This window comes from Paraburkholderia dioscoreae (assembly GCF_902459535.1).
Lineage (GTDB): Bacteria > Pseudomonadota > Gammaproteobacteria > Burkholderiales > Burkholderiaceae > Paraburkholderia > Paraburkholderia dioscoreae.
Window position 1 is genome coordinate 124,441 of the sequence record NZ_LR699555.1, and the last position, 26,221, is coordinate 150,661.

Here is a 26,221-nt window from a genome sequence, read left to right on the forward strand (position 1 = left end):
TGCGCAGTTGTTATGCAGCGCGTCGCGCCAAGTAGTCGCAACGTGCCACTGCGATAGACAGTCCGTCCGAATCCAGTGAGTACGCGCTCTCGACCGTTGCATGCGTCGTCCCGGACACGCAGACCGCATACGACTTCTGGCGGCGGTCGCGCAAGACAAATACCTTGCCGTTTTCATGGACGATGTCTTCTTCCCTGTACATAGGGTTTCTCCACGCGGTTTTTAAAAGCTGACCGGGCCCCTAGATTCCGAGTCCCGGCGTGAAAGATGTTTCTGCTGAGTCGGCGGCGTCTCTCGCCATTGCCGCCGTTCCCCTGAGTTCGTCGTCCCGCGATCAAAAGGAGACGCGGCCGTAGCTGGGTCAAGGATTCAAGCGCGGGGTGTGGGGCGGGATGGAGCGCAGCGACTGACACGGCCCCGCGCGCCTTGACGCAGCGCAGGACGTGGCTACGATCGCGAGAAAAGGACGGCGAACGAGGGGGACGGGAATTCGGCACTGAGAGCTGCTGCCCGACGAAGCGAAACGCCCCGCGCGGCGAGCGCGCTCACCGAGCTGCTGCAGGCAGCGAGGCTGGAGGGGATGGCACGCGCCGGGGCAAGTCCGCGGGACGCGGCGCAGTCCCAAGAGCGGGGGTGCATGTTCACCGGGACGCGAGGTCGTCAGCTTGCGTGACGGGCGCAGCCTGGCGCGCAAGGTGCCGCGTCCCGGCTGGATCGCTGCGACGGTGCCAGAAGCGAAAACGCCGGCACTCGGCCGGCGGGAGTCGCGCGAGTGATCCGCTTACGCGCGGTTGCTGCTGTACACGGCGAGGCCGACGACAGCCGGTCGTACGAAGATTGACCGGCCGACTACTGAATCATGGTAGCTCGCGATACACGCGAAGCCCTTTCGTGCAAATTCCTCTTCGTTGCTCGCGATCAGACGCTCACGCGTTCCGGCTGGCCGGTTCAGCCGGTCGCTTTTATAGAATCGATCCATCGCCTGTGCGATGTCCGCCACCTGGCCGATGTGCGTATACGTTTCCCAGTCCGGTTCGTAAAGGCCCCTGCTCTTGCGCGCGGCCTGCTCGGTCTCGAATGCGTCGAGTTGCGCCAGGTAGGCCGCATCGGCGAGGTCCACGCACCGCGTCAGCGGCGCCTCTGCATTGAGAATGCGGCGGCTGTCTTCCATCAGACGCAGATCGGCATCATCTAGCTGGTCGCGTCGAGACAGATCGCGCATACGCTTCTGGTGGTGCAATCGGTCATAGTGCGATTGGCGGTCGTGAAATTCTTTGGCTGTGTTGATCATCGGCGTTCTGTCCTCTGGTGATATGGCTGTCGTACTCCCTGCGTCCCTGATCCGCTACTGGCGTCGCGCATCGTTTAACGCGCTGCTGAGGCGCACGACTGCCTCGGGGAGCGGTTCGCCCTTGCGATGCACGAAGCTGCGGATTCCCGGATCGACGTTCGCGGCGAAGAACTGCAGGGCAACGGCACGCGCTTCGGCTTCCAGAATTCCTGCCTCCGGATACAGCCGGTCAAGCGTGCGCAGTTGCTTGTGAACCAGACGACCGATGTCGCTCCATGTGCGACGTGGCGCGCGACGCCAAACGGCTAGGGCGTCGGTTACGACCGTGTTCAGCAGCACGCGGATCTGCGCGCAGCGCACGGGTTCCTGTGTACGCAATGGCCAGCGCGCCGGAAGTGTGAGGCTGGCGGATATTTGGATTTGCATGATGATTCTCAATCGAACTGGAGCGCTGACGCAGCGCTCCACGATTTGTTTAGTTAGTGAGCGCCGGGGCGCGGCTCCAGGTCAGAGGTCGCTCCAGGCGACATCCGCAGTGACTTCACGGCCCATGCCAAACGAGCGCGTAACGCTGTGCTTGATGCGCTCGCGCGTGCCGTCGATAGTCAGCGTGCCCTTCCCGAAGAAGCGCCCGAACAGCGCGCGCTGCTCGGCGGCCAGAAGCGTGCCTTGCCACTTCGCTAGACGGTCACCGGTACGCGCAACGAGAAACAGCGCGAGCCTCGCGGCAAGTTCGAAACGATTAGCCTGCGCGGTCAGAAGCGGCTCGCTGTCTCGCACGACCGGCGCGAGTTTTGCGTCGCGGTAGGTTCGCTTGTACGGCGCGGGGCCATACGAGAGTGCCCAATCGACCGCGTGCTGCACGCGATCGCGCGCTTCAGCGGGAGACCGTGCAACCGTCGAGCCATATTGCTTCGCATCGCGCATCAGGCGAATGTCGAAAAATTCGCGGCCCGGACGCGGTTCGAATCGCAGTACGTCGATCTGATAGCGCCCGCCCTTCGCGGCCCCCTCCCAACGTTCGACCAGTTGCGCGCTCATGCTGCCTCCACACGCTTGCCGAACATGGTCAACGCGATCTTTTCCAGTCGTCCGATTGCGTCCAGTACGTCGCCTCCGTTTGCCGTGCTTGCGACAATGTGATGCGCGGCGTTGCGAGGACGACCCGCAAGGTCACGGGCGACATGCACCATCGTTACGCCTGCGGCAACGAGCGCACGACGCGCGAATTCCGCAAAGTTCGGGGCCTCGCCCAGCGCTTTCTCATCCTTCATCATCCGGCTGCGGATGCGCTCGATCTTCCGAACCGCCGCACGCATCTCGTCCAGTTCCGCACCGCAGACATTGCTGAACACGACGCGACGCCCGAACGATTCCGCGCTGTGGTCACTCACGTTCGCGCGGAATTCGATATTGCCCGCATGTACATAGCCGGTCGCACCGATGACGGCATGACTCAGTTCGACAATCAATTCCGTTACACAGTGTTCGTGCTGCGCAAAGACAATGGCGTGAATCGCGGGCTTCGGGTGGCGGCGTCGTGTCATGGCATAAGCTCCTGTTTTTTGCTGACCGGGCCCCTAGATTCGGAGCCCATCGTAGGGTTTTCCTTTCGGCGGGCGCTTGTCAGGTTCCAGCGTTGCCGCCGTTCCCCTGAGTTCATCGCCCTGCGACGACGCAAGCCGGTTGAGGCCGTGCGTCAAGGAGGCAAGTGCGGGGTGTTGGGGCGGGCAGGCGCGCAGCGACAACACGGCCCCGCACGCCTTGACGTCAGGCCGAGGCCGGCTAAGGTCGCGGGTATGGGCGATGAGGGGGAATGGACGGCATGCGACCTGTGCGATCGCGCGAAAGGCCCGCGCGGGTAGCGCCCCTTCGCAGAGCAGCGCGACGCGACTGGATTGGGTGGCCCGCGCCGGGCAAAGCCCTAGAGCGGTCCGCTTCTGTTCACCGGGACGGGGAACTGCGAGCGGCGCGTCAGGCGAAGTCTGGCGGGCGGCTCGCCCCGGCCCGGCTGACTGCGGGCGCGGCTTCCGGTTTCGCATGCGAAATGGCGAAGAGCCTCTCCAGCTCCTCGCCCGCTTGGGATACGGACTATTCGGCGCGCTGCTCGATCAGGTCGAAAAGGTTGGCGCCGTCCAGTTCAATGGTCTGCGTACCGGTGAAAAGAGAGTGCGAGACCCGGATTACTTCCGATGCTCCGATCTGTGCGAGTGCTACCAGATCTTCATGGCTGAGCGGCACGTCCAGCGACCCGAACCGGACGATGCCTTGCGGGGGTTTCGCGTGGGTCCACGGCGTCATACTGACGTCCATGGTTGCGATGGTCTGGCCGTGCTTTGCCACGGTATGCGTGCCAGTAACGTAATTGAAGCGTGCCATTTCTTCGCGCAGCTTGCCCTCCGTTACTGCCTTCACTGTCGCGTTGCGCGCGTCGATCAGATAACAGTCGCGACTCGGGCCTGTGTGGAGCGCTGCGTCCAGTTCCTCGTTCATGCGCGGATGTCTGCCGAGCTGTACAAGATGGGTTCCGCTCTCGCGGATGACCCAGCCGTACATCCCTGTCGCATAGGTCCGGTGCAGATATGCCCGATCATGCTCATAAAAGTCCACGGTGTAATGCCGCAGTCGCCCATCCGGCTTTTCGACAATGGCGCGCATGGCGTCGAAGATTCGCGCAACGCGTGACATATGCGCAGAGTTCTTCTTCGCTGCCGTGATGGCTTCGGTTGCGATGGTTTCAGCGGACAATGAAAGTTCGATCTGCATGATGCGCTCCTGTTACGCGAAAAGAGGAAGTTGTTTGCTGACGACGTCTTGCACATCAGCGGCAAGAACACTGTTGACCCAATCCGGCTTCGTCTTTTCACCGGCCCATGCCTGCGCGAATTCCTTCAGGCAGGCCACGCAGCACTGCGCGCGATATTCACCACGCTCGACGGGCGCATACACCGCATGGTGGGCGGCGCTGCCGTCGCGCGGTGCGCCGCACAGCGTTGCGCCGGCAGCGGGGCCGGTGTGCGTCAGATGGATAGGGGACGGCTTTCGCGCCTCGGCTGAGTCCTGTTCGATGGCCGGTGTTGCCCCGGCGGCCACCGCCTGCAGGTGTCGGTCATACCCTGCCCGCTCTGCCTGCGAACGCTTCGGGAAACAGACGCCTGGAGCATGCTCGTGGGCATAGAAGTACTCGCCAACTGCGGTGCGCTTGTTGTGCCCGAGCCGGTGGCTCGACGCGTGGTTCGCGCGCTGCTCGCTTGTGTAGCGCTGAAAACCGCGCTTGGCCGGAAAGCGTTTTCTGAATTCCTCAAACGTCATAAGCACCCCTCTGATGGTCTGTGCTGACCGGGCCCCTAGATTCCGAAGTCCCGGCGTGAAAGATGTTTCTGCTAAGTCGGCGGCATCTCTCGCCGTTGCCGCCGTTCCCCTGAGTTCGTCGTCCCGCGATCAAAGGAGACACGGCCGCAGCTGGGTCAAGGGTTCAAGCGCGGGGTGTGGGGCGGGATGGAGCGCAGCGACTGACACGGCCCCGCGCGCCTTGACGCAGCGCAGGACGTGGCTACGATCGCGAGAAAAGGACGGCGAACGAGGGGGACGGGGTTTCGGCTCCGAGAGCTGCTGCACGACGAAGCGAAACGCCGCGCGGCGAGCGCAACCTCGCGCAGCAAGCGGTAGCGCCGCGGAGCGACATTTCGTCGGGGTGCTCGCGAAGAAGAGCGCAGCTCGAGGCGCGTGTTCTACTGTTCCGGGGCGACCATGTGCAACTGGCGTGACAGGCGATCGCCTGGCTCGCGAGTTGCAGCGTCCCGGCTGGATCGCAGCGGATCCAATGGTGAGGTGAGCTTTTTCAGGATCACAAAGTAAAGGAAAAGCACCCCTGCTCGTCTGCCTGCAGGGGCCTCAAACATCATCGCGCGGTCAATGTCGGGTCCGAACATGCGCCGCGTTCAGGACGTCGATCTTCTCTCGCCACCTACCGGCGGCGTCCGCCGAGTCTGAGCGTCCAGAGACAGCTGCGTCTGCGGCACGCAACCGATAGGTGAGATAAGAGGTCAGTGGACTGTCGCTGTCCAGATGCCCAACACGTTCAAGATGGTCATGCAGGGCGCCGACGGCGTGATGCAGATCCATGAACACACCGCGACGAGCAAGCTCCATCAGCAACTGCTCGGCCGAAGCGGATCGAAGTTCGTCCGCCTGAGCGTCTGGCGAGGCGGACACCGCGCCGTCCGCCATCGGCTCATTCTGCGCGTCGACCAGCTGCGCCGCCTCCGGAAACCGCTGTCGTAGGTGCGGATACTCGGCGAGTGCCGCGGCGCTGGGCAGCTCGTCGTCGAACGGAAGCCCCGTCGGCGAATGTGAATAGAGGGCGTTGTTTAATTCCCTTTCGTGGGCCTGCACCAGTCCCACGACGCCCAGGTGATCAACGAAGCCAAGACTGGCCCCTCGAAAGAACACTTCGGCTGCCCGGCCGTGATTTTCGAGCGGCTTGAGAAATGCCTCCCGGCAGAAGGCTTCAAAGATCATCTGTTGCGGCCGCAGCTCTTGCGGCTCGGCGTTGTTATATTCGGACATCGGGGATTCTCCTGTTAAATATTCCGACTTGCTTTCAATGGCGCTTGTGTCGTGGTTATGCCGCTGCGGCCCATTCGATTGAGGGCGAGTCCGTCATACGCGCGCGCTTCATCACATACGAGTAGGCATCGTTGGCACGGCTGGCCGCCGTGAACAGTGCGTTCTTGTCTTTCTTCAGCACTCGAGTCCATGAATCGAGATGGGACGCGTGATGCTCGATCTGCCCATGTGGCATGCCGATGCGGGCAAGGCACAAAGCCGCGCCAAATTCAGCGACCAGCTCCTCGAGCGCATCTCCGTCCTCGCCAAATCGGGCGCCGAAGTCACGGGCCAGTCGCGACGAGTGCGCGGTCCAGTGCATCAATCCTTGGGTGGCAGCGCGATAGAAACTGGACAGATCCGCGAAACGATCTCGGTCCGGCAGAAAACACTCGTCGGTGCTCTTCCGGTAGAAAGTGCGTTCTCCTGTCTCGACAATCCGGGCGCCTGTCTGCTTGAGGATATGTTCCGCTACCTCGACCGGTGCGAACTCTTCAGACCGCGCGACCGACACAACGCCGTCGATCTCCTCGACGTTAAACACACTGAACGCAACCGGATCCGGAAAAAACTCAATCTCGCCCGTCTCCGGGTCGATATGCTCCTCCTTGTTAAACCGGACAAGCCGACAGCCCTTCGCACCGCGGCGCACCTGCGCACCAATCGCCTGCGCCTGGTTGTAGGTCATCCACTCGTTGCGGGCGAAACCCCTCTCTGCCGCTTCGAGCCACAACAGCAGCACGTTCGCGCCGTTGAACATGTTCTTGGTGGCGAAGTTGACAGGCAGACCTCCAGACGCGCTGCTGACCCATAGATTCGCCGGCGACATCCGCCCCGTTTCAATGGCATTCACAAGACGGTCGGTGACTTCCTGTTTCAAGTCGCGTTTGATGGTTTGCTTCACTGCTTTCATGATCGGTGTTATCCCTTCAGTTCGTGGATCAGATGGCAGCTCTGGCTAAGCGCGACCTGCTGCGCGTGCTCGATGCTGTCGCAGTCGATAAACTCGCGCGCCATTGCGCCCGAGCGCCTTCCGCCGACTTCGCGCCATTCGTCCGATACCATCACATATGGCAAGCCGTGACGGTCCAGTCCGTAATAGGCAATGCTGTAATGCACGATGCTCACGCCACTCCCCCTTATCTTTGTTGACTGTTTGCGCCGCGTGCGGCGACTTCCCGGTTGTACATTCGGTCGCACAGCGATCGACCGTCCAAGGTTCCGTTACGCGAACGCGAGCCAGCGTGGTCTTTCTGGCATCTGTCACAAAACCACGGCTGCGATCGGAAACCACCGCGATTGCCGCGCATCTATCCGTGCTTCCTGTTTCCACCCATCGAATAGGCTCCGGTTCTTGCGCTGACCGGGCCCCTAGATTCCGAAGTCCCGGCCACGCTTGTGTTGCTGAGTCGGCGGCTTCTCTCGTCGTTGCCGCCGTTCCCCTGAGTTCGTCGTCCCGCGATCAAAGGAGGCACGGCCGCAGCTGGGTCAAGGTTCGAGCGCGGGGTGTGGGGCGGGATGGAGCGACTAGCGACTGACACGGCCCCGCGCGCCTTGACGCAGCGCAGGACGTGGCTACGATCGCGAGAAAGGACGGCGAATCAGGGGTCGGGGTTTCGGCAAAGAGAGCAGCGACGAAGCGAGACGCCGCGCGGCGAGCGCCCCTTCGCTGTGCGTGCGTAGCAGCACAGCGACATCTTTCCAGGGTGTAACGCGCGGAAAGGGCAAAGCCCGAACCGCGCGCGAAAAATTTCACGGGAGTGCACCCGCTGCCCTCCGGTTTCTCTGTAGGTCGCTTACGCATGGAGCGGCTTCAGATCGGACAACGAGATCCAAGTCTGCGCTGGTGCGCCCGGTTTCACGTCGAGCATCGCGATGCTCGCAGTGTCGCCGCCGGGACCGTCGAACAGCTCCTCGATGCATGCCGGTCGCGCTGGCAGGTCGGGCCGAGCCCGGTAGACTACCTGGACGGTGTCGCCGACGACGTAGGCGCCGAGCTGCCGATAAAGCGGCGTGCCGTTCGGGTGGAACCCGACCACATTGTCATCCGGCTTCGAAATAGCCCGGAGATACGCGCCGAGTTGAGAGCGCTGGTAACCGATACCTCCATTCGTTTCTTCAACACATGCATCCGAAACCAAACAGCCTCTGGAGGAAAGGTGCGAAACAGCGGCACGCATCACCCTGCGATATTGCTTGCCACCGACCAGCAACACATTGCTGACCTGCGCGGGCCAACCGTCGCACAGGTAGCGAGGAAGGTCATTCAGCATCGCGTCGGCCCGCTCAGTCGTCATACGCTGTTCGTACGGCGCGATGACGGTATCCGCACGCACAAAGCCGTGACGCGCCGACAGGATCATTACGTCGGGCCGTGCCTCATGCAACACATTCGCTCTGTAAGTGCTATACATGACGCCACGGTAGAGGTCGAACGCCTGTGCCGGCTTCTCCAGCTTCGTAGCGGAACAGGCCATGATGATGAGATGTTTTCTGATGGTAGTCATTCGTATTCCTGACGGCTGCTTATAGCGGATCGACGTGTTGAACGTGCGTTCGCGGTCACTCCCATGCCAACTGCAACTGCTCGGCGAACGGGACAGGCACACTGGGGATACCAGGGCTGCGGGAGTCGAATGCGTTGTCTTCGTCCCGGAGCGTGTCGGACAGCAATGCGAAGCGGGCGCGATCGGCATCGCCGCGCTTCACTCGAAAGTCGGCGTCTACAACGTCATTCACTCGAGCCCATTGGTTCCAGGCGAAGTTGCGACCAAGGCCCACTGTTGTCGAAGTACTCGGAAATCGGTCTGCGTTGCGTACCAGCTCGTCCCAGCTCGCTCCGAATTCGACAGCGTCGAATCGGCTGTGCCGGCCTGTAAGTGCGGTTCGCTCCAGGAGCAAGGCCCGCTCGAGGAGGTCCGGATGATTGGCGGCCAGCCAATACAATTCCCATCGTTTTGAGGCTGGACAAAAGAAGCATGCTGACTTGACCGGCACCATCTCAGCGCCGAGTGCTTCGGTGATGGCGCGAACACAGTCTCGGCGAGCCCAGCGCACAAGCTGTAACGGGTAGACGTACTCGAAGTCCGCATCGGACGGCTTCAGCCCTTTCGACCGACGCATGTCGGCGGGTCCGCAGTCGTAGCCAATCAGTTTGATGATTCGCTCGCCCCTGGCCTGCGTCGACACCCAAAGTGGGTGTGGCGGCCTCGCATTCGGGCCGGACTTCGCACCTTTCAGAAACTGGTCCTGCGGTGACTGCTTCCATTTAATGCTGCAGGATTTCATGCCGAACGCCAGCGATGGCAGAGTCTCATTCGCGAGGCAATTTCCATACAGATCGGAGTAGCCAGTGGACGCGAGAGGAACCTTGCGGCACACGTCGATCCGTGGCCAACCCCAAGAGCGCAGAACCGCGTTCATCTTGTCGACGTGTGCAATGGTTTCCTCTTTTTCTCCGCCGGTGTCTGCGAAGGTAATGACATCAGGACGAAGGTCAGCCGCCCGAAGCGCGACGAGCATCGCGGTCGAGTCAACGCCAGAACCAAAGCACACAGCCAGCGACCGCCCGCCCAACGCATCGTGGAGCGCGTGTCTCTGCAACGGCGACAGCATTGTGCGCAGGTTCGCCGTCAATTCACCGTACCGATGACGCGCTCCGCGCTGCTTGCCAATGTTGTTTTCCATCATGTCCTCACACTCGTTCAAAGCTGACCGGGCCCCTAGCAGGCCGGTGAAATACCTCAAGTAGCGGTCATCCGGGACGCAGGCGTAAACGTTGAACTGATGTCATCAATGAGAGCGAGATGGAACGGATGCGTGGGCCAGATGGTTTTACCGAGTCAATGTTCACGGTGTTGAAGCTGGATGATTTTGTGCCGAAGGACCATCCGTTGCGTCCGATTCGCACCTGGCTCAATGACGCGCTTACACGCATGGACGATGTGTTCGCGCGGATGTACGAGGCTGACGCGAAAGGAGGTCGGCCTAGCATCGCACCGGAGAAGCTGGTGCGAGCTCTTTTGCTGCAGGTGCTGTATTCGATTCGTAGCGAGCGCATGCTGGTGGAACAGATTTCCTACAACATGTTGTTCCGCTGGTTCGTCGGCCTGCCGATGGACGGGACCGTGTGGGACCACTCGACGTTCAGCAAGAACCGCGACCGGTTGCTCGAACACGATGTGCTGGTGTTGCTCTTCAACGAGACAGTCGAGACCGCGCGCGAGCGCGGATATCTTTCCGGGGAGCACTTTAGCGTCGACGGCACGTTGATTCAGGCATGGGCCGGGCACAAGAGCTTTGTGCCCAAGGCAAGTCCGGACAAAGACGACACGCCTCCTGACGAACCGCCCGCGCCGAATGACAACTGGCACGGACAGAAGCGCAGTAACGAGACGCACCAATCCACGACTGACGAGCAGGCGCGCCTGTTTCGCAAGAGCAAAGGAACCGGAGCGATGCTCTGTTATATGGGCCACGTGCTGACCGACAACCGGCATGGCCTGGTGGTCAACGCACAGGTGACGCTGGCGACGGGCACCGCCGAGCGCGACGCGGCCGAGCTGATGCTTGCCGATGCCGCATGCGTTGCGCCGCTCGGCATCACGGTCGGCGCGGACAAGAACTACGACACCGCCGGTTTCGTGGCCAGTTGTCGAGCGAACCGTGTGACGCCGCATGTGGCGCAAAACGATGGGCGTCCAGGAGGTTCAGCAATTGACGGGCGAACTACGCGCTGGCCGGGCTACGCGGTCAGCCAGCAAAAACGTAAGCGCATTGAGCAGGTGTTCGGATGGGGCAAGACAGTCGGGCGAATTCGACAAGCGATGTATCGGGGACTTGAACGCGTAGACCAGCTCTTCGTGCTGACGCAGGTCGGCTACAACCTGACGCGTATGCGCACACTTGCCGGTTGAGGGGCAGGAAGCGATGGATAACACCTATATGGTGAACCCGCGAGTAACGCCGAATGCCCGCAAACGTGTTCCGCGTTTCAAAAGTGCAAACCCGGCATCCGTCGTAATGCATCTGAGCGCATCAACGACGGATATTTCAACGGCCTGCTAGATTCCGAGTCCCGGCGTGAAAGATGTTTCTGCTGAGTCGGCGGCGTTTCTCGCCGTTGCCGCCGTTCCCCTGAGTTCGTCGTCCCGCGATCAAAGGAGACGCGGCCGCAGCTGGGTCAAGGATTCAAGCGCGGGGTGTGGGGCGGGATGGAGCGACTAGCGACTGACACGGCCCCGCGCGCCTTGACGCAGCGCAGGACGTGGCTACGATCGCGAGAAAAGGACGACGAACGAGGGGGACGGGATAGCGGCAATGAGAGTCGCGGCGAGGCAGAACGCCGCGCGGCGAGCGCCTTCTCGCGAAGCGAGCGATAGCGCTGCGAAGCGACATTTTTCCGCAGTTAAACGCGCTCAAGGGCGAAGCACGCGTGCGCGGACCTGTCTCCGTCGCGCAAATGCGCGGCGGCTGAGCAAAGCGTTTCAGTTGATCGGTTGCGAAGCTGGACTAAAGAAACTGCCCTATTCGTCTAATATAATCAGTGGCACGAGTTCCGACTCCCTCATTGACCGGGGTGAAACATGAAGTGTGGTGATTTTTCGAAGGCGTTTCAGGAGAACATGGCAGCGCTCGGCCTGCCGGCGCCGACAACCCTGTTTGGCAACGTTCAGGCTGCAACGGCCAACCTTGCAGCTATGCTGAATGCATTCAAGTCGGTAGGCCCGACCGCTACGATCGCTGAAATTATCGGCGCGACAACCGGCCTCGAGGTGCTGGGCGTAATCGGCGCGGTAACCGCCTCGTTCTATATTGGTGCTGTGATCGGCAGTCTGATCGTCGCGGCCAACGTCGCAATGAGATGCACAAACGCGGTTGCGACCAGCTCGACGATACGTCACTGGGCCGGTATGAACGGCGTTGCAATTCCACCGGTTATGTACGCCTTTCTGAACCGGCATCCGGAAGTGGTGATGGACATTCCCTCCCGTCGCAGCTATGCATTCCTGGCCTCGCGCCAGAAGGCGGCCGCATGAGCTGGATCACCGACAAGCTCGCGCTGATCCTCGGCGCATGCGCCTGTGCGGCAGCTGCGTGGGCGATCCTGCACTATTCGCGGGAATGGTTCTTTCCAGTCGTGACGGTCATCGCGATCGTATGCTTCTACGTCGATAACCGGCGTTTGCGTAGCCTGCTGAAAGAGCACGGGATAGATCCGCAGAGAACGAAGCGCGGAGCATAGGTCAACGCCGGCGCCGCGCGCGGCCGATCAGTTGCTGAAGCGCGCGCCGATGCGCGGCTCGATGAAGCGATACACTGCGGCCGACTCTTGCGGTGTGAGCCCGCCCATGAGCGCATAGTCGATGCAGCGCTGGGCGAGCACCTTATCGGTTTCGTCCATCACGCGCAGCGCGAACAGGCTGCAAACCATGTCGGGGTGAACGATCGACGCGAGCACGTCGAGCAACAGCGCTCGCTTGCCGGTCTTATCGAGGAGGATTGCCTCGATGGCGTCTGAGAAGGGATAGGGAAGCGGCTCGTTCATGAGAATGTGCAAAAGGAGCCTTCTAGTATAGCCGGGCTGTCCGTACACTCACTCGCATATTAAGCCATGCCTGGCAGATGATTGGCAGGCATCCTGCTCGCGTTTTCTATACCACGCGAATTGGGAGTTGAGTAAGGCGCGCGAGGCATTTTTAAATAAAAAATCTTCACAAGAATACTTGCGTTCAGGGTTTCAGCTACGGTTAAATAACGATGTTCCGGCGGGTTTTATTGAATGCGCTGGGCAAAGTAAATTTTCTCCTAAAAGGCAGTTGAAGGCCCGTCCTAACCGACGGGCTTTTGGCTTTCTGGCATACCGATTTCGTGCCGATGCAGATCCGGGCTCCTGGATTGCGCTGCGGCGCCGGCGGATACCGGGATGCATCACACCGCTGGCCAGCGCGTCGACAGTTCCGCGTCCCCTTGTGGGCGCTGCCAGGCGAAGCAGCCACCGCCGTCTAGGTTCGGGCGTAATTGAGGCCCGATTCTCCACCCACTTCGATCGGGTACGAAACGGCTCGGCGCGCAACAGGTGGGCCGTCTTCATTTCGAACTGCGCCATTAATAACGGCGGCCGCGACAACACGACGGTCGAGCAAAGTCTTGCAAGCTGGAGAGTGGTCCGATAGACGCTGGCTTCGCGGCATCGGCGGCGTTTTGACGCAACCCGTATTTAAGCGCCTGGCGAGGATTCTGGCCCCTACCCCCTCCCGTGGGCGCGCGAACCGCCCTGCGGCCCTTTGCGTGGGCAGCGAGGCACGATTAGCGCGAGCGACCCCCCTTCCTTGCAAAACGGGTTTTAACGGCCCGGGTGAAACGATCGCGTGTGACGGCAAAAGGCGAGCACACGAGCGCGTGGAGCCGGAGTCCGACTTGTCGGGCGCCGGCGATTATCGCGCACTTAGGGGTGCGGGGTGCCGTAGGCGCCCCGTAGCCCTTAGTGCCTGCCGCGTGGTTGCTTCTGTGATTGGTGGGTGTGATCGTTCAGGCTCTGCCCCGTAGGGGCCACGATTATGCATTTGGGGGGTGTGGCCGGGTGGGTGGGGACGGCTTTAGCCGTCGAACCCGGCCGGGGGGTGCTTGCACCCCCCTCATCGAGGGTGGGGCGTTGTTCAAATCGCAGTTAAAAACAGTTAAAAAAGGTTGAGTTAACCGCGCGCGCGTTTACGGTTCGGCAACCGCTTGCCTGGCGTGGCTTTGCGGGCGGCTGGGTGGTGCGATAGACGCAGCATCGGTGGTGCGATAGACAGGGTGTGGTGGCGCGATAGACGCGCCGGGTGGTGCGATAGACACTTTACCCGCTGAGTTATCCACAAAACCACGCATGGTGGTGCGATAGACGCTGTGAAAATACCCTTCATTTACCTTTCATCATACGATAGAATTTTCACTCTAATCAACGGCTTAGCCCAATTGCATATGGCTTACAGGCAACTAGGCCTGAAAGCGGAGTGGTCCGATAGACACGTGAAACGGTGGTGCAATAGACACTTTCGCCGGAATGTTGAGAGGGGGTTTGGTGGTGTGATAGACACTTAGGTTCGGTGGTGCGATAGACGCGTCCGAAGCCTTATGCAGCGGCTATGCAACCGGCATAACGGCCTGCTGCCTCAAAGAAGGCTGGTGGTGCGATAGACGCGCCGACGCAGCGGGCGAGTAAGCCGGATGTGGTCCGTTGGCGATGTTGGAGAGATGGCACGGTCGGCGTTGAAACCAGCGTATCGGAATGCTGATACCCGGCCTGGCGGCCGTAGCCGACGCGTGCGGATGCTGCGGAGTGAGCTAAACGGGCAAGAGATCCAATTGGGCCTTTGGATCTGATTTCGAATCCCAGCGGCGCAAAGCGTAGTACCAGTTCATCAGTTTCTTGGATAGCAATTCGCGGTGAATGCCGGCGATAAGCTGTGCGTTCTGTTTCTGATTATCTCGATCGCACCTGAAGAAAACGATCATTGCCTTCTCGTCGTCCAGCGCAATGTGAAATTCCGGCATCCTGTCGGCTTCCATCGCGGCCAGCACGTCACGTCGGAAATACTTTTGAGCCTGAGCGGATCCCGATTTCGCATACAGCTTGTCGAGCCCGATTTTCCACCACAGCTTTTCGCCGCAATGCTTCTTTGCGAGGTCGTACAGCCGGCGCTCAAGACCCTGCGCGAGATCGAAGTAACCGGGATGGATCGTCAGCACTTTGCGATTGATCAGCGAATCAAAAGTCCAGGTCGACAGTATCAACTCTACTTCGAGGGCGCCCTTCTTGTTGCCCGTGTACGTGACGATCTTGTAGTTTTCGATGAGGCCGTACCCGTAAAGACTGTCGTGGATGCCCTCCTCGTTGGCACCCGGCCGTGACGCATCGAAGTTGGTTTCAATGATCGTCCCCTTCAACCGACGGCAACTGTCCACGATCCGCTCATACGATGCCCCGCCGGTGCTGCGGCCGGTGTATTGGAGGAATTCACGGACCTTGAAGCGGATCCGGCGGGAAACAGGGAGATTGGCGTCTGCGGCCTTGCAGATCTGAGTCGCCGCGTAGACGAGAACGTCCTTGTCGAAGATGTTCGCTGCGCCGACAACGCTAGGAATGATTCGAACGATCTGCTCGCCGTTGCGATATACCCTGACGCGCGTGTCCTTGCCTTTCTGCAGGGAAAACAACGGGAACTCGAGCGAGTGAAGATCCTCGCGAGGTTTCCAGGTGGCGAGCAATCGTTCCGCTGCGAATAGCTCAAGCTGTTCCGCGTCGTGTATCTCGTCGTCCTGTGACAGAGAGAGATCTGCGTCCTGCGTTTCAACGGGCAAACTGGCAATGTTTGTGTCCGATGCCGAACGATGCTTCTTGGTCTTGGTATGCCCCGGTATTGGCCTGCGCAGTGAGTGACTGCTTTCTTGTTCGATGGTACTCATGGTCTCGTACTAACCCCTCAGTTCATTCCAGCTTGCTCGACTGCGAGTTGATCGCCTTAATGATCCCGGCGATGGCTGACTGGATCTTCTTTGGATCCTTGCAACGCCTCGCTTGGTTAAGAAACGCGGTGAGTGGCTTGACCAAGGTATTCGGGAGTTCGAAACCGTGATTCAGCCAAAGGATAGCCGCGTCACCTTCTGCTTGATCCATAGCCAAGTACCCAGCGTGATAGCGCGTGATCACCTGGCTGACCCATTGGGGGGTCACCTCATATTCCCTCGCGACCGCGGTCGGCGCCCCGCCCTCCACGATGACCGCGTAGGCAACCAGTCGACTCTTCTCGCCAAAGCGACGCCCGGCTCGCTGGCTGGCCTGCTCACGCAGCGTCGCATCGAGTAGTTCGAATTTCTTTGGAGTAAGACGGAAGCTTGCCAAGTTTGATTTCCGACATCGTGGGAGTTGACGGGCATAAGAAAAGGGGCGTTTCCGCCCCATTTCCTGCCTCGTTAAAGTGCCCAATTGTTGGGCGCAAGAGGATGAATCTCACGCTCCGTATCGTACCTGAAATCATCTGGCAAAACCCCTGCTTTGCGGCTTGGATGCAACGCATTGAGCAGTTCCAGCGGACCCTTTGAATTTAACTCCTGTGTCAACCTGATTAGCATTTGGTCTGCACGCTGCGGTCCAACCCCGACCAATGCCGAGCAGGCCATCTGCGCGAAGGCAACCCACAATCGCCAATCAGCATCCTCTTTGCTTACGCCGGCGGCGGCCAGATCAGCCTGCAACTGCCGGAATCGTTGGATCGAACCGGTCGATGTCTGGAACATTTCCTCCATTCTCCAGATCACGCTCTTTAAGGGGTCTCCCCCCCCTGCCCGCTCGAACCTTGGTTTGGATGCAGCCCCGGCCGGGCGCGCGGCCGGCTGTTCTTCCACGGCCTGCTGCACAGCCTGCACGACTGTTGCCGCCGCGACCGGTTCGGGCACCTTGCTCCCACTCTCATCGTTCGACGCCGCGGATTGATGTTCCCGCTCGGCGCTGTCGTCGGTCTCGCGTTCTGCTGTCGTTCCTGACGTTGACGATGCCACAGGCGCACTGGCTGACGGCGATAGGATGACGTTGGCGCGCGCTCCTTGCCCTGCCTCCTTGATCAGCACGAGCCGCGCATCTAGCGCCACGCGTCCGATTTTTTCGCCGGCCTTCATCCGGTCGGCCAGCTCGCCAGCGACCTCGGCGCTTTGCTCTTCGATGTCGTCCATCTTGTTTGCCGCTTCTATGTCGTCGAACAGGCCGGCGTCAAAGAGTCCTCGGGTAATCGGACCATACTTGCGAAAGCGCAGATGCTTTGAGATCCACGACTCGCTGCGTTGTTTGCCGTTCGGGCTCGTCCAGAGCTTCGCCGCTTCGTCGCGGCCAAATCGTTCGATATCGCCAGCTAGGCCCAAGGCCGTTTCCTTCGCGGAGAGAGGTTTCCGGTCGAAGTTTTCCGATACCTGATAGAGGCGAATGACATAGTCGGGCGTCTGTGCTGGAAAGACCTTGGCCGGGATGGAGGGCCATCCATTAAGAGTGCTCCCCCGGACACGACGCTCACCGGCAATCAGCTCATAGCCACCTCCTTCGATGGCACGGACGAGAATCGCCGTGTGGACATGGCCGACTACGGTCAAGCGGTCGGCGAACACTGCAATGTCAGCGAAGTCGAGCCGGTCCTGCGGCTTGATCCTGATGTCGACGATCAGGATCACGGTCGTAATGGCGCCGGTCGCCTCTTCAATGGCTGCAGCCGTAGCGGGACCAGCTGTCATTTTGGCCAACTCGCTTAGCTTGCTGATCTGCAGTCCACGTGGTTTCGTCACCATGGTTGTTCCTTTACAGTCCAATTCGTTTAAAGACAGCTTCACAGACCGCGCGCATTTCAGCTGCTGCCCGGCGATCACTATCGCCTCGTGGGTTCTTCCATACCGGTTGCAGCTTCGCCAGCTTGGTTGCCGATCGCTCCGTCAACTCAACACCGAGGACAACATCGCCGAGCTGGTCGCGGAGAACTTTCAGATTCTCGACATCGTAGTTACGCCGCTTGTTGACCTTGTTCGGCAGCACACCGAGCACCTGGAGCGCCGGATTCCAGCGTTGCCTTGTTACGTTGATGTTGTGAAACAGAGTCGTCAGGCCGTCCGTCGCGTCTTCATCGATATCGCATGGCATGACAACGTAATCGGCGCAGACCAGTCCCGCAAAGATCAGGTTGCTCATGGTGGGAGGCGTATCGATAAAGCAGAAATCGAACGTGTCGTTGAGTTCTCTAAGTACGGTCGGGGCATCCTTGGGTATCTGTTCGACCGGTAGCGTGATGGCGTCTCCCAGCTCCGGGGTGCCAGCGAGCAGCGAAACGCCGGGACAGATTTGCATCGGTCGGAGACCAACTGCCGTCTGAAACAGCAGGTGCGCGCCGGATGCAGGGTCTATGTCCGGAAGTTCGTCACCCGCCGAGCAGCGCATTGCAACGTGGAGCATGGTCTTCGTGAGATTTGCCTGAGGGTCCAGATCAACAACCAGCGCCCGCAATCCATTCTCGATCGCATGAAAAGCGAGGTGCCGCGTCAAGGTCGTTTTGCCAATCCCGCCCTTCTGGTTTGCCACCGCAACTACTTTCATTTATGTGCTCCTCGTCTCAGGCGGACACGGCAAGGTCGATCGGTTCAAAGACCCGTCCGAGCGTGTTGAAAACCGAGAGCCAGTTCGCTGCGTAGAGGTTCACCCGAGCCGAATCGGCATCCGAATGCTGGCTTGCGATACTGTAGTGGCAGCCTTCCAGAAAACGCGTCACGCGAGCTACATGCTCTGTAGGATCGACTTCGAAGCAGATCCATGACGCAGGTAGCTTGCACCCGCGGGCGGGTTGGTCATGAGCGATCTCAACCGACAGGCGTCCGTCGTTGATCTCGTCCACCGTGCAGTGGACTGCGATGTCCCCAGCGACACGAGCCGGCGCGAAATGTGTGCGGCTTTCGCAAAGGTTGGGGATCAGTTCGATGAGTGTCCGATAGATACGCGACTGCACGGTGTTGGTCATGGAAGGCTCCGTTTTCTGTGGTCTAACTACGCTTTTGTTCGTGGCTCATGAGCCAGTGAACATACATTAAATATAATTAACTTTAGCGTCAAGTTAATTAGCGAGTCGGAGGAGAGAAAGGAACCGCGGTCGCAAGTGTGTTCCGTTAGAATCGTGGCTGAACCGAAGGTACTAGCGAAGACGTGCAGCGTGATGGTCGAAGCATGTGTAGCGCACCACCGGCACCTATCAGGACAGGTCCCCGTCAGAGCCGCGCGTTGAGACGTCGATGTCATTGGATAACGACTCGTGTAGAGCGCGATTGCTGCGGGCGGCTTTCTCGAACAGTTGAGTACAGTCACTACAGGGAGTGAGTAAAATTTCGCATGCGAAATTGTGAAGCTGATGGCGCTATTACGGTGGCGCAAGTGAGCATCGTGTCGCTGCTCGACTCGGGCTGTTCGCGATCTGAGATTGCTGAACGCTTGAACACGTCGGCCGCAGTCGTAGGCCGGCAGATTTCCCGGATCAGACAGAAAGTCCGCTCAGGCGCGTATGATCCGCCACCCCTACCTATTGAACTCGCAACGACAAGCTGAGAAAACATGATCCGTTTTGTACTTTGCCTGCTGGGGGCACTCTTCATTCAAGCCGCAGTGATGGGTCGTATGGCCAACAGCGGTGCCGACTTCTTCACGAGTTTCGGTGACGGCCTTCGTGCGTCGGTGGACTTCGACACCAACATCGTCAAGAATGCCGCCGGACTCATCCGGGCAAAGCTGAACTGACCTATCGTCTGATGGTTTGGCGTACCGGCCGATCATATCGTAATAGGACGAAATGGCCTATTTGCCTATTTTGGGGAGCATTCACCCATGCCCCCAAATATCCACGACGACCGGTACAGAATCCTTCGCGAGCATTTGCTCGCGCTGCGGCTTAAGGCCGGACTCACGCAGGCCGAACTTGCACAAAAGCTTGGCGCTGATCAATCGCATTTATCAAAGATTGAGCGCGGCGAGCGTTATGTCGACACGCTCCTCTTTCTTGACTGGTGCCGCGCCTGCGGCAACGATCCACTCAAAGCGATGCGACGTCTGATCGACGGCGGTGCATGACCGTCGAGTGCCTCTGGAGCCCACGGCGCAAATGCGTCAGCTTCGCGCCTGCATAAAGGAGTGTCGATCTCGGCGGGTGGTGGCGGCGCCTGCGGTCACTTTCCGCAGGAGCTGCTTGATCGAATCCAAGTGTCCAGAGCCGTTGCCGCGGGTGGGCGCATCGGCGGGCGCATCTTTGACCTCGAGAGATTTCGGTGCCGGCCGCAGCGCGATGGAGGAACCGCGAAGATTTTGGAACCGCCCTGCCCGTTCGTCCGTTTGGACCAACAACTTACCGTCCAGTAGCGCACGAACGAATTCCAGCGTCCAATTTGCCGGAGCCGTTCTAGGGTCACGCTCAGACGCGAGCAGAACCGTGGCACTCTCAGAATCGTTGCTCACCGTGATCCGGCGCGTGCAGTCGACGTTGTAGAACGACTCCCCTGCACAGCTCCTTACGATCTCCAACGCCTTCGCATGCTCGGCAGCATTGCGCATTTGGTCCGCGGCCGCGGCCTGTTGAACGCGCCTGCGGTGCGCGAAGTCGGTCGGCTTGGCGAGGAGGGCGCGGAGATAGTTGATCGGGGCGTAGGCTTTTCGGAGGGCTTCCCAGCTGACGGCGACGACGTCGGACAGAAGCTTGCCGTTTTTCTTTGCTTCGAGCATCAGCTTGAAAACCAAAAATTCATGAAAGCCCAGCGAAGTGAGGCGTTGGAGATCCGCGGGGAGGGTGCCTGGTTGTCTCTTTTGAGAAGCAGGGAATAGATCCTTATATATAGCTCGGTCTGCCACAGTGGCAGACGGACTGGGCAGCGACTCTCCCTGGGCTTGCGTCGGTCCTTCGACCTTGGCATCTGTCGGCGCCGTTTGATTAACGGGTGCCTCCTGGGCGACGAGGCCAAGCAGCAGCGCCGCGCTTTCAGTGAGATGGAGATAGGCGCGGCCAAAGAGGCCAGCTTGACCGTATCGGCTTTGCGGGGGTCGCGTGATCAGGCCTGCAGCTTCGAGGTCGTCGAGGCTTCGATAGAAGGTCCGCATCGATTGCATGGCGCGGCCCGTAAGCAACTCACGGCGAGCGAATATCGCGGCGTAGGGACGTTTGGCGTCCACGGTGCGGGCGAGCGCGGCCAGCAGGGCGCGGCCGCGTGCGGTTGTGCCGTTTAGCTGTCCGGCACGGTGGACGGCCCGGAAGATAACCCAGGGCAGGTTGGTTGTGTCGCAGGTGAATTCGGCGCGCGCTTGTGCATCGCCTTCTGCGGTTTGTGTTTCTGCTGCGCAAGGATGAGCTTCACCCTCGCCAGCAACTGAGCGTTGCGCGATAGACATGTCTAGCGTCCACTTTCAAAAAATGGAAGACACATGCTTGACTGCCGATCGCTTTCCGCTACACTCCGAAGTGTCAGTCCTCGCCCGATTAGCCGTCGGGGGAGTGCAGCAGGAGGGGCGAGCGACAGCAAGCCCAATATTCAAAAGCCTTCGGAATTAGCCGTTCCGAAGGCTTTTGTCTTTCTAGCTTTAGAGCGTCATTGACCGCATCCAAGCCCCTTTCTTTTCCAGTAAGTCACTGATTTATAACGATGTACGACTCGTACATCACTCCTTGCTCGTAATCTGGCCAGCGATAAACTCACGAATCCGCTGCGCCCAATCGCTGGCAGACTCTGCGTCCGCGCCCTTGAATTGAACTCCTACGACGCCCTTGCGAACCGAAATCTCGCAGACGTGCCGCTTACCGCTTTTGACGAACAATTTTTCTGTCGCTGCAGCAGTCGGGCGCTTTGCCCGAGCCATGCTCACTGCTTGCTCTTGCGTCATGGCGTCATCGTTGACGAGCTTTTCGATCGCCGCAATGACTGCCTCAGCGCGTCCCGACTCCGCTATCTGCGAGAGGGCCTGCGCCGCGGTACTACCTAGGCGCTCAGGCCGCCGAAAGAGGATCTCCTTTGCTTTCTCCGGCAATGCGTCGTAACGCATGATCCGGGTTACATGAACGCGGCTAATGCCAGCAATCTCTGCCAATGCCGCATGGTCCAGTCCCGTTTCGGTCTGCAGCTGAAGAAAATTCCAATACTTCTCGAAGTCCGAAAGTGAGGGCGCCAACAGGTTGCTGAAAAACGCAAACTTGCTGACATCCTCATCGGCAATGTCTTGGGTGACGGCGCGGATGCGTTGCCGGCCCAGCTCGCGATAAATGGCGGTGCGATTGTGGCCAGCGACCAATTCACGTCGACCGTTAGGCCGCCGACGGAGCACCACCGGTGTAATCAGCGGGTTGCGTTCAAGGTTGGATCTGAGTTCAGCGTATTCTTCCGGACTCAGCTTTCTGCGCCGGCCTTCTACCTCGTCGATCTCGTCGAGGTCGACTTCTTCCTCGGCGGTGCGCTCGGCAAGTGCGCGCTTCAAACGCTCGATCTCGTCATGTTGTTGCTCGGCGGTTGCCTGCAAGTGCATGAGCTGCCCCGGAGCCGTTCGGGGGGAGCCGACCGGACGACTTCCGGCGGCGGCCACCTCTTCGCTGGTGAGCTTGATGCCTGCCGCCTTTGATGCGAAATTCTTCATCGTTGCCATGGTCGTCTATCCTTTTTGCCAGAGACTCGAGATCTTGTCGTCCACCCGGTCGACGAACTGGTCGCACGGGGTCCGAATTCGCCGGAGAGTCTCTGCGCCACCCTCATACACCGTCAGGTCATAGACGGTCGCGAACCGCATATTGGTGTTTCGCGCAACGTCGGTTTCGGGTATCTCGACAGGTATCACCCGCGAGCCATAGAGCTGCGAAATCCAGGACTGAACGGCTTTCGCAGCGGGCTTTGGCGTCATCCGGGTCACCAAGATGTCGATGAAATCGAATTCCTTCCTCGACTCATCACCTCTGGCGGCCATGCCGGTCACCAAGTCCGAGAAGAGATGCCAAAACTGCACCATCGACGCGAAAGCCAGTACGTCCGGAACGACGGGCACAATCACACCGTCAGCCGCGAAAATGGCATTGATCGTCAGGTAGCTAAGGGTGGGGGCTGTATCTAGGATGATGTAGTCGTATTCATCTCGCAGAGCTTCGAGCCCCTTATGCAGTACGTTCTCAAAGCGCTCGCCACGGGCGCCTGCGGACGCCCGAGCGGGCAGCATGAACTCCGCGTTGAATAATTCCGTCGACGAAGGAATCAGATCGAGGTTGGGCCAGTAAGTAGACTGAGGAAGCGCCGACATGTCGAACGGCTCTCCCTTCAGGAACGCTTCCACTAGGGGCATGATCGTCTGCGACGAATCAACCTCGGCATGCGGATTTATCCCATAAAGCGTCGTGGCGCTTCCTTGCGGGTCGAGGTCGATATGGCAGACTCGTCGACCTCGCCGCAACGCGAGCCCCTGTGCCAAGATGGTCGACATCGTGGTTTTCGTGACGCCGCCCTTGAAGTTGGCCACAGCAATGACTTTGCCTGGACCGCTACGCGGCGCGGGGTTCAGTTCGGCTTTAACCCACTGGACCGCCTCCTCCACGGTAAACTGTCGCGGAGCGCCTCGGCGGGACTGCGTGCCTTGTGGCAGCTCCCCTTTCTTAAGGGCATATGCCATGCGTTGGGTGTCTATGCCACACATCTCCTGCACCCGCGCCGAACTGATTAACGGCGGGACTTTCCGCGGGAACGGTTCAAGCAGCTCGTCGCGAATCTTTTGAAGCATGAAGTCAGATAGGCCGGCGAGCTTGATGAGGTCTTCGGGCGTCGTCTTTCCGGGATTCGCGAGGTCGAGATCCATAGCGTTCTTAGGGCGTTCCATTCCGGTGGTTGTGTTCTATCGTTTGGCCGAAAATATAGCCAGCCGATAGAATTTCCCCGAAGCGTAGCTGTCGCCTTGGGTAAACGCAAGTTAACTTTTACGGGGATGGACCGCCTGGGACCCCTTTAAATGCTGGGGTTGGCGAGTTTTCGTGAGAATTTACGTGAGGAAAAGCGCTGGTCCCCCGAGTTGGCACCGGCGCTTTCGCATGCGAAAAACTACTTGTCCGCTTCCGCAAGCGCGCCATCGAAGAAGGCGTTGACCGCCTTGTAACGTCGCGCGCTGTCCCCTTTTGTATAGATCGTGGTCGTGCCAAGGCTGGCGTGGCCGAGGTTCACCTGGACGTCTCGTACATCCGCTCCGCTGTCGAGCGTGTGGTTCACGTGCGTATGGCGCAGCCAGTGCGTACTGGCCTTTTTCAGGTCGTCGGCCGAGCCGGGGTAGGTGGCCTCGAGCTGGTCGGCCGCGCGCTTGAAAATCCGCTTGAACAGCCGCGCAACCGCGTCAGGAGTCAGAGGCTGGCCGGTCTGCAGATGCGCAATCAGCGGGGTCTCTTTCGGGCACTTGCCGAGGGGCGGCTCGCGCCGGGCCTGCAGCGTACGTTCCAGTTCCGCCATCAGCCTGACCGGCATCGGCACGTGCCGCTTGCGGCGCCCCTTACCGTGGACTTTCAGCTCCCACGCATCGGCCAGCGCGCCGTCCAGCGCGGTCCGGGACAGATCTCCAGTGGTTGCCCTGGCCAGTTCCGCGCGACGCAGGCCGGTCGCATAGGCAAACAGTAGGATGAAGTGGTCGCGTTGCTCCTCCCGCGTGTACGTCACGCGCGTTGTCGTCTGCAGCACGTACTTCCATTGGGCGTGCGTGAGCGTACGCCCGGTTGCATCGATTTCGTCAATGTCGTCCGACTTCGGCAGGCCGTGGAACGGGTTGCTGGCCAGATACCGCTCTCCGACCAGCCAGCTGCACATCGAGCGCAGGACCTTGCGCGCGATCTCGCGGCTGCGATCGCTCAGGGCTTTTCCGGTGAACGGCCGCCAGGCCGGCTCGAAACGCTCGACGCGACGATTGCCAACCCAGCGCTCCGCTGGCTGCGGATCCTTCAGGAAAACCTCGATGTACTCGCTGCAATCCAGCGTATTGAGTGACGACAGCGGTTTGCGTTTTTCCACGACCGCCCACAGCAGCAGGCGTTCGGCCTCGCGCCGGTAAGCCCGGGCCGTATCCGGGCTGCGGGCGCCGCGCACGTTCACCCACGCGGCGATCGCAGCGAGATCCGTAGCCAGCTCGGCCTGGTGCGCGGGAACGGGTGCGCGGTTCAGGCCGCGGGAGCCGTCGAGTTCGGCCGATACGCGCAGGGCTTCCATCGGCACGACGTCCGGCACCGTGCCCGCGATCGGCGGTCGGGAGAGCGCGGGGTGACCGGCGTGCAGCTGCCGGCGGGGCGTGGTGGCCAGCGGCGAGAGCACCTGACCGAGAGAGCTGGCGTGTAGCGACAGCCAGTCCAGGATGCGCTGCGCGCCCTTCGGACCGAGTTTCGGCACCTCCATGTGCCAGCGGTTACGGCGTCGGCCAATCAGGGCCAGCAGATCGGCCAGCGTTGAGAGGCCGGCAGCCCGCAGCCTGCCGGCGACGACCGGCTCGAACCAGCCGTCGAGCGGGTGGTCCGGACGCGGATCCTGAACCAGCGCCTTTTCCATGCGGGCGAGCGCCGTGGCCTGGCGCTGCCGCAACCGGGCATTGCGGGCAATCCGCCGGTCCATGCGCGGGGTGGCTTCCGGCGGGTAGTCGGCCAGGTACAGGTCGAGCAGCTCGGCTTCGCTGTAGACGTGGTCCGGGTCAACGCGATCGCGGTACACGTCAAGCGTCGGTACGTCGTCGGTGCCGTGCAGCTCGGCGAGCGGGATGCTGCCCGGTTTCAGGCGCAGCAGGTGCGCCGCCTCGATATCGCGCGCGCGTCGCGCGGCGACGGCCAGCGTGTCGCGCAGCGTGGCGATCAGCCGGCGTGTCACGCGCACGTCGGTGCCCGGCTCACCATAGGCGGTGTGCAGACCCTCGATCGTCGCGCCCTCAAGGTAGCCGCGGTACAGCGCGAAGTGCTGCCGCGTGAGCCGGCGCACAGCCGGCCTGACCGGCGTCATGCGGAATCCGCCCGCTGTGCCGGTGCGACCGGTGCGGCCGGCGGTGTCAGGGTCGCAGTCAGGCGCTCCATCAACGCTGGCAGCACTTGGCACAGGCGGATACGGCTGTCCAGCTCCTCACGATAGAGCTTGAGCTTGGCCTCGTCGAAGTGCCCCCCGAGATGGAAAACCCTGGCTCCATGGAGTTCGACCCGGTGGGTGATCGTCGTGGTGCCGCAGTGGCTGAACGCGTTGTAGTGCTTCTTCGCGCGGCGCAGCTGTGCGACCGCGTCGGCGGTCACGCCCAGCTTGACGGCGTTCAGTCCCAGCTGGCCGACCGCCCGATATCCCTGCGTCCGCTCGTCTTCGTCCCAGACCTTCTCCCAGTAGCGCGCCATGACCGGCGGCTGCTTTGACTTGGTGTCGATGATCAGCAGCTCGTCGGTTGAGCACAGGATGGACATGGCGATGCCCTCGACGACCTGCCGCATCAGGTTGCCCGCGGCAGGCAGCTTGCCGGTTAGCAGCAGCTTGGTTGAGATCACGAGGTCATCGAGCACGCCAAACACGAAAGCCCCGACGAGCAAATTGCGCTTCGTCTCCACACGGGTGGCCGCTTCGTTGAGCGGACCCATCAGGCGGAAGCAGGTGGCCAGCGCCTCGCATAGGTCGAGCAGCGGCTGGCCCAAGTGCTCGGCGAACCTGTCCTTCGGCCAGCGCTCGTCACTGAACAGCTCCTGCATCAGGGCTTTGGGGTCGGTCGGGTCGATGGTTGGCGGTGGCATCAGGGGCGCTCGAGCCGGAGACGGGTTGATGGGG

General features: G+C 60.6%; 27 protein-coding genes. 5 read left to right on the plus strand and 22 right to left on the minus strand.

The genetic code is table 11. The annotated features are described in order from the left end of the window. Positions 1 to 781 precede the first annotated feature (781 nt). The 11 genes from PDMSB3_RS36505 to PDMSB3_RS36555 all read right to left on the minus strand — a co-directional run bounded on the left by PDMSB3_RS36505 (position 782) and on the right by PDMSB3_RS36555 (position 9,589). The gene (locus PDMSB3_RS36505) at positions 782 to 1,222 is read right to left on the minus strand and encodes a hypothetical protein (protein WP_165189984.1); all 441 of its coding nucleotides are present in this window, start codon (positions 1,220 to 1,222) and stop codon (positions 782 to 784) included. A gap of 123 nt (positions 1,223 to 1,345) precedes the next feature. Beyond that, entirely contained in the window at positions 1,346 to 1,729 is a 384-nt protein-coding gene (locus tag PDMSB3_RS36510; RefSeq protein ID WP_165189986.1) for a hypothetical protein, read from the minus strand. Between the two features lie 69 nt (positions 1,730 to 1,798). Next, on the minus strand, positions 1,799 to 2,332 hold the full coding sequence (locus tag PDMSB3_RS36515) for a hypothetical protein (protein ID WP_165189988.1): 534 nt from the start codon (positions 2,330 to 2,332) through the stop codon (positions 1,799 to 1,801). Further along, positions 2,329 to 2,838, minus strand: a complete 510-nt coding sequence (locus PDMSB3_RS36520) for a hypothetical protein (protein WP_165189990.1) — start codon at positions 2,836 to 2,838, stop codon at positions 2,329 to 2,331. Before PDMSB3_RS36520 ends, PDMSB3_RS36515 begins: the two co-directional genes overlap by 4 nt. 544 nt (positions 2,839 to 3,382) lie before the next feature. Then, complete coding sequence (locus PDMSB3_RS36525) at positions 3,383 to 4,057, minus strand: hypothetical protein (protein ID WP_165189992.1); 675 nt, start codon at positions 4,055 to 4,057, stop codon at positions 3,383 to 3,385. 12 nt (positions 4,058 to 4,069) lie between these two features. Next, positions 4,070 to 4,603, minus strand: a complete 534-nt coding sequence (locus PDMSB3_RS36530) for a hypothetical protein (RefSeq protein ID WP_165189994.1) — start codon at positions 4,601 to 4,603, stop codon at positions 4,070 to 4,072. Between the two features lie 600 nt (positions 4,604 to 5,203). Continuing rightward, positions 5,204 to 5,860 carry a hypothetical protein gene (locus tag PDMSB3_RS36535; protein ID WP_165189996.1) on the minus strand — a complete coding sequence of 219 codons (657 nt, stop codon included), beginning with the start codon at positions 5,858 to 5,860 and terminating at the stop codon, positions 5,204 to 5,206. Positions 5,861 to 5,915: 55 nt separating this feature from the next. After that, on the minus strand, positions 5,916 to 6,812 hold the full coding sequence (locus PDMSB3_RS36540) for an ArdC family protein (RefSeq protein WP_165189998.1): 897 nt from the start codon (positions 6,810 to 6,812) through the stop codon (positions 5,916 to 5,918). An 8-nt stretch (positions 6,813 to 6,820) separates the two neighbouring features. Continuing rightward, a complete protein-coding gene (locus tag PDMSB3_RS36545; protein WP_165190000.1) occupies positions 6,821 to 7,027 on the minus strand; it encodes a hypothetical protein in 207 nt (68 codons plus the stop codon). Between the two features lie 668 nt (positions 7,028 to 7,695). Beyond that, positions 7,696 to 8,406, minus strand: coding sequence for a DUF6884 domain-containing protein (locus tag PDMSB3_RS37700; protein WP_197740327.1), 711 nt, complete (start codon positions 8,404 to 8,406; stop codon positions 7,696 to 7,698). A gap of 55 nt (positions 8,407 to 8,461) precedes the next feature. After that, positions 8,462 to 9,589, minus strand: a complete 1,128-nt coding sequence (locus PDMSB3_RS36555; RefSeq protein ID WP_232064458.1) for an adenine nucleotide alpha hydrolase family protein — start codon at positions 9,587 to 9,589, stop codon at positions 8,462 to 8,464. 125 nt (positions 9,590 to 9,714) lie between these two features. Here PDMSB3_RS36555 and PDMSB3_RS36560 point away from each other — a divergent pair, with 125 nt between their 5' ends. From PDMSB3_RS36560 to PDMSB3_RS36570, 3 genes are all read left to right on the plus strand, one after another. Further along, positions 9,715 to 10,815, plus strand: a complete 1,101-nt coding sequence (locus PDMSB3_RS36560) for an IS5 family transposase (RefSeq protein ID WP_165187363.1) — start codon at positions 9,715 to 9,717, stop codon at positions 10,813 to 10,815. A 708-nt stretch (positions 10,816 to 11,523) separates the two neighbouring features. Then, positions 11,524 to 11,937, plus strand: a complete 414-nt coding sequence (locus PDMSB3_RS36565; protein ID WP_232064459.1) for a hypothetical protein — start codon at positions 11,524 to 11,526, stop codon at positions 11,935 to 11,937. After that, positions 11,934 to 12,143, plus strand: a complete 210-nt coding sequence (locus tag PDMSB3_RS36570) for a hypothetical protein (protein ID WP_165190004.1) — start codon at positions 11,934 to 11,936, stop codon at positions 12,141 to 12,143. The genes PDMSB3_RS36565 and PDMSB3_RS36570 overlap by 4 nt, the downstream gene beginning before the upstream one ends. Before the next feature lie 27 nt (positions 12,144 to 12,170). On the opposite strand, the gene PDMSB3_RS36575 is transcribed toward PDMSB3_RS36570, so the two are convergent. The 6 genes from PDMSB3_RS36575 to PDMSB3_RS36600 all read right to left on the minus strand — a co-directional run bounded on the left by PDMSB3_RS36575 (position 12,171) and on the right by PDMSB3_RS36600 (position 18,429). Further along, positions 12,171 to 12,446, minus strand: a complete 276-nt coding sequence (locus PDMSB3_RS36575) for a hypothetical protein (protein ID WP_165190006.1) — start codon at positions 12,444 to 12,446, stop codon at positions 12,171 to 12,173. A 1,781-nt stretch (positions 12,447 to 14,227) separates the two neighbouring features. Then, a complete protein-coding gene (locus tag PDMSB3_RS36580) occupies positions 14,228 to 15,349 on the minus strand; it encodes a replication initiator protein A (RefSeq protein WP_165190008.1) in 1,122 nt (373 codons plus the stop codon). Between the two features lie 22 nt (positions 15,350 to 15,371). Then, positions 15,372 to 15,785 carry a hypothetical protein gene (locus PDMSB3_RS36585; RefSeq protein WP_165190010.1) on the minus strand — a complete coding sequence of 138 codons (414 nt, stop codon included), beginning with the start codon at positions 15,783 to 15,785 and terminating at the stop codon, positions 15,372 to 15,374. A 71-nt stretch (positions 15,786 to 15,856) separates the two neighbouring features. Further along, positions 15,857 to 17,215 (minus strand): ParB/RepB/Spo0J family partition protein, encoded by a 1,359-nt coding sequence (locus tag PDMSB3_RS36590; RefSeq protein WP_165190012.1) that lies wholly within the window; start codon positions 17,213 to 17,215, stop codon positions 15,857 to 15,859. Between the two features lie 10 nt (positions 17,216 to 17,225). Next, positions 17,226 to 18,011, minus strand: coding sequence for a ParA family protein (locus tag PDMSB3_RS36595; RefSeq protein ID WP_165190014.1), 786 nt, complete (start codon positions 18,009 to 18,011; stop codon positions 17,226 to 17,228). 16 nt (positions 18,012 to 18,027) lie between these two features. After that, entirely contained in the window at positions 18,028 to 18,429 is a 402-nt protein-coding gene (locus PDMSB3_RS36600) for a hypothetical protein (RefSeq protein ID WP_165190016.1), read from the minus strand. Between the two features lie 584 nt (positions 18,430 to 19,013). Between PDMSB3_RS36600 and PDMSB3_RS36605 the strand changes: the two genes are divergently transcribed. Together PDMSB3_RS36605 and PDMSB3_RS36610 are read left to right on the plus strand one after the other, a co-directional pair. Next, positions 19,014 to 19,196 (plus strand): hypothetical protein, encoded by a 183-nt coding sequence (locus PDMSB3_RS36605; RefSeq protein WP_165190018.1) that lies wholly within the window; start codon positions 19,014 to 19,016, stop codon positions 19,194 to 19,196. Between the two features lie 87 nt (positions 19,197 to 19,283). Beyond that, the gene (locus PDMSB3_RS36610; protein ID WP_165190020.1) at positions 19,284 to 19,526 is read left to right on the plus strand and encodes a helix-turn-helix transcriptional regulator; all 243 of its coding nucleotides are present in this window, start codon (positions 19,284 to 19,286) and stop codon (positions 19,524 to 19,526) included. Between the two features lie 36 nt (positions 19,527 to 19,562). Here PDMSB3_RS36610 and PDMSB3_RS36615 read toward each other — a convergent pair whose 3' ends face one another. From PDMSB3_RS36615 to PDMSB3_RS36635, 5 genes are all read right to left on the minus strand, one after another. Then, complete coding sequence (locus PDMSB3_RS36615) at positions 19,563 to 20,831, minus strand: replication protein O (RefSeq protein ID WP_165190022.1); 1,269 nt, start codon at positions 20,829 to 20,831, stop codon at positions 19,563 to 19,565. Between the two features lie 267 nt (positions 20,832 to 21,098). Next, the gene (locus tag PDMSB3_RS36620) at positions 21,099 to 22,073 is read right to left on the minus strand and encodes a ParB/RepB/Spo0J family partition protein (RefSeq protein WP_232064460.1); all 975 of its coding nucleotides are present in this window, start codon (positions 22,071 to 22,073) and stop codon (positions 21,099 to 21,101) included. Positions 22,074 to 22,079: 6 nt separating this feature from the next. After that, positions 22,080 to 23,264 (minus strand): ParA family protein, encoded by a 1,185-nt coding sequence (locus tag PDMSB3_RS36625; protein ID WP_165190024.1) that lies wholly within the window; start codon positions 23,262 to 23,264, stop codon positions 22,080 to 22,082. Positions 23,265 to 23,503: 239 nt separating this feature from the next. Beyond that, positions 23,504 to 25,423 (minus strand): phage integrase family protein, encoded by a 1,920-nt coding sequence (locus PDMSB3_RS36630; protein ID WP_165190026.1) that lies wholly within the window; start codon positions 25,421 to 25,423, stop codon positions 23,504 to 23,506. Further along, entirely contained in the window at positions 25,420 to 26,187 is a 768-nt protein-coding gene (locus PDMSB3_RS36635; protein WP_165190028.1) for a hypothetical protein, read from the minus strand. The genes PDMSB3_RS36630 and PDMSB3_RS36635 overlap by 4 nt, the downstream gene beginning before the upstream one ends. Between the last annotated feature and the right edge of the window lie 34 nt (positions 26,188 to 26,221).

Excerpts from the sequence above, each read along its gene's own strand:
- PDMSB3_RS36580 (WP_165190008.1), bottom strand. The coding sequence starts at position 15,349 with ATGAGTACCATCGAACAAGAAAGCAGTCACTCACTGCGCAGGCCAATA.
- PDMSB3_RS36590 (WP_165190012.1), bottom strand. The coding sequence starts at position 17,215 with ATGGTGACGAAACCACGTGGACTGCAGATCAGCAAGCTAAGCGAGTTG.
- PDMSB3_RS36635 (WP_165190028.1), bottom strand. The coding sequence starts at position 26,187 with ATGCCACCGCCAACCATCGACCCGACCGACCCCAAAGCCCTGATGCAG.
- PDMSB3_RS36630 (WP_165190026.1), bottom strand. The coding sequence starts at position 25,423 with ATGACGCCGGTCAGGCCGGCTGTGCGCCGGCTCACGCGGCAGCACTTC.
- PDMSB3_RS36505 (WP_165189984.1), bottom strand. The coding sequence starts at position 1,222 with ATGCGCGATCTGTCTCGACGCGACCAGCTAGATGATGCCGATCTGCGT.
- PDMSB3_RS36595 (WP_165190014.1), bottom strand. The coding sequence starts at position 18,011 with ATGAAAGTAGTTGCGGTGGCAAACCAGAAGGGCGGGATTGGCAAAACG.
- PDMSB3_RS36605 (WP_165190018.1), top strand. The coding sequence starts at position 19,014 with ATGATCCGTTTTGTACTTTGCCTGCTGGGGGCACTCTTCATTCAAGCC.
- PDMSB3_RS36615 (WP_165190022.1), bottom strand. The coding sequence starts at position 20,831 with ATGTCTATCGCGCAACGCTCAGTTGCTGGCGAGGGTGAAGCTCATCCT.
- PDMSB3_RS36620 (WP_232064460.1), bottom strand. The coding sequence starts at position 22,073 with ATGGCAACGATGAAGAATTTCGCATCAAAGGCGGCAGGCATCAAGCTC.
- PDMSB3_RS36520 (WP_165189990.1), bottom strand. The coding sequence starts at position 2,838 with ATGACACGACGCCGCCACCCGAAGCCCGCGATTCACGCCATTGTCTTT.
- PDMSB3_RS36560 (WP_165187363.1), top strand. The coding sequence starts at position 9,715 with ATGCGTGGGCCAGATGGTTTTACCGAGTCAATGTTCACGGTGTTGAAG.
- PDMSB3_RS36575 (WP_165190006.1), bottom strand. The coding sequence starts at position 12,446 with ATGAACGAGCCGCTTCCCTATCCCTTCTCAGACGCCATCGAGGCAATC.
- PDMSB3_RS36610 (WP_165190020.1), top strand. The coding sequence starts at position 19,284 with ATGCCCCCAAATATCCACGACGACCGGTACAGAATCCTTCGCGAGCAT.
- PDMSB3_RS36565 (WP_232064459.1), top strand. The coding sequence starts at position 11,524 with ATGGCAGCGCTCGGCCTGCCGGCGCCGACAACCCTGTTTGGCAACGTT.
- PDMSB3_RS36525 (WP_165189992.1), bottom strand. The coding sequence starts at position 4,057 with ATGCAGATCGAACTTTCATTGTCCGCTGAAACCATCGCAACCGAAGCC.
- PDMSB3_RS37700 (WP_197740327.1), bottom strand. The coding sequence starts at position 8,406 with ATGACTACCATCAGAAAACATCTCATCATCATGGCCTGTTCCGCTACG.
- PDMSB3_RS36530 (WP_165189994.1), bottom strand. The coding sequence starts at position 4,603 with ATGACGTTTGAGGAATTCAGAAAACGCTTTCCGGCCAAGCGCGGTTTT.
- PDMSB3_RS36600 (WP_165190016.1), bottom strand. The coding sequence starts at position 18,429 with ATGACCAACACCGTGCAGTCGCGTATCTATCGGACACTCATCGAACTG.
- PDMSB3_RS36625 (WP_165190024.1), bottom strand. The coding sequence starts at position 23,264 with ATGGATCTCGACCTCGCGAATCCCGGAAAGACGACGCCCGAAGACCTC.
- PDMSB3_RS36535 (WP_165189996.1), bottom strand. The coding sequence starts at position 5,860 with ATGTCCGAATATAACAACGCCGAGCCGCAAGAGCTGCGGCCGCAACAG.
- PDMSB3_RS36540 (WP_165189998.1), bottom strand. The coding sequence starts at position 6,812 with ATGAAAGCAGTGAAGCAAACCATCAAACGCGACTTGAAACAGGAAGTC.
- PDMSB3_RS36515 (WP_165189988.1), bottom strand. The coding sequence starts at position 2,332 with ATGAGCGCGCAACTGGTCGAACGTTGGGAGGGGGCCGCGAAGGGCGGG.
- PDMSB3_RS36555 (WP_232064458.1), bottom strand. The coding sequence starts at position 9,589 with ATGATGGAAAACAACATTGGCAAGCAGCGCGGAGCGCGTCATCGGTAC.
- PDMSB3_RS36570 (WP_165190004.1), top strand. The coding sequence starts at position 11,934 with ATGAGCTGGATCACCGACAAGCTCGCGCTGATCCTCGGCGCATGCGCC.